The following is an 828-nucleotide window of genomic DNA, read 5'->3' as shown; positions in this document are numbered from 1 at the left end:
GGCCTCGGAGCGAGCGAGGCGCGATACGTTGGACAAGGCGCATATCAAGCGTGTCTTTGATGCCAGCGGTGGCCGTTATGGAGCGCGCAAAATCTGGCATGCCCTGCGTCGCGAGGGGAAGGACATCGCTCGCTGCACCGTCGAGCGCCTGATGAAAGCAATGGAGATACAAGGAGTTGTGCGCGGCAAGAAGGTCATCACGACCAATTCCGACGCGACGCAGCCTTGCCCGGATGACAAGGTCAATCGGGAGTTTGTAGCAGCGATGCCAAATCAGCTCTGGGTATCGGATTTTACGTATGTCTCAAGTTGGCAGGGCATGGTCTATGTCGCCTTTGTCATCGACGTCTTTGCCAGAAAGATTGTTGGTTGGCGGGTCTCCACGTCCATGACCACAGGCTTTGTGCTCGATGCGCTGAACCAGGCCATCTGCCAGCGCGTGCCGTCACAAGCGGATGGGTTGACCCATCACTCGGACCGCGGCAGCCAATATCTGTCGATCAAATATACCGAGCGGCTGACAGATGCTGGCATAGACCCATCCGTCGGAAGCGTTGGTGATTCCTATGACAACGCGCTGGCCGAAAGCATCATTGGCCTATTCAAAACCGAGGTGATCAACTTCTTCGGCCCTTGGAAATCAATCGGGCAAGTCGAGTGGGAAACCCTGAAGTGGGTCAGCTGGTACAACAGCGAGCGCCTGCACAGCGCCATCGGCTATACTACGCCACAAGAAGCAGAGGACGCTTTCTATGAAAACTTAAACGGCCATGATAAAGCAGCCTAAGATTTGAACAAAACACTCTCCGGTAAACCCGGGGCGGTTCA

General features: G+C 55.4%; 1 protein-coding gene. It reads left to right on the top strand.

What is annotated here, in order from left to right; genetic code table 11:
* Positions 1-787, top strand: a 787-nt coding sequence (locus C8265_RS19245) for an IS3 family transposase (protein ID WP_126623213.1), incomplete at its 5' end; no start/stop codon positions are given.
* Positions 788-828 lie beyond the last annotated feature (41 nt).

Source organism: Oceaniglobus ichthyenteri, from assembly GCF_003057885.1.
Classification (GTDB): domain Bacteria; phylum Pseudomonadota; class Alphaproteobacteria; order Rhodobacterales; family Rhodobacteraceae; genus Oceaniglobus; species Oceaniglobus ichthyenteri.
Note: the sequence above shows the minus strand (reverse complement) of the source record. Positions and strands in the feature narration are given on the sequence as shown.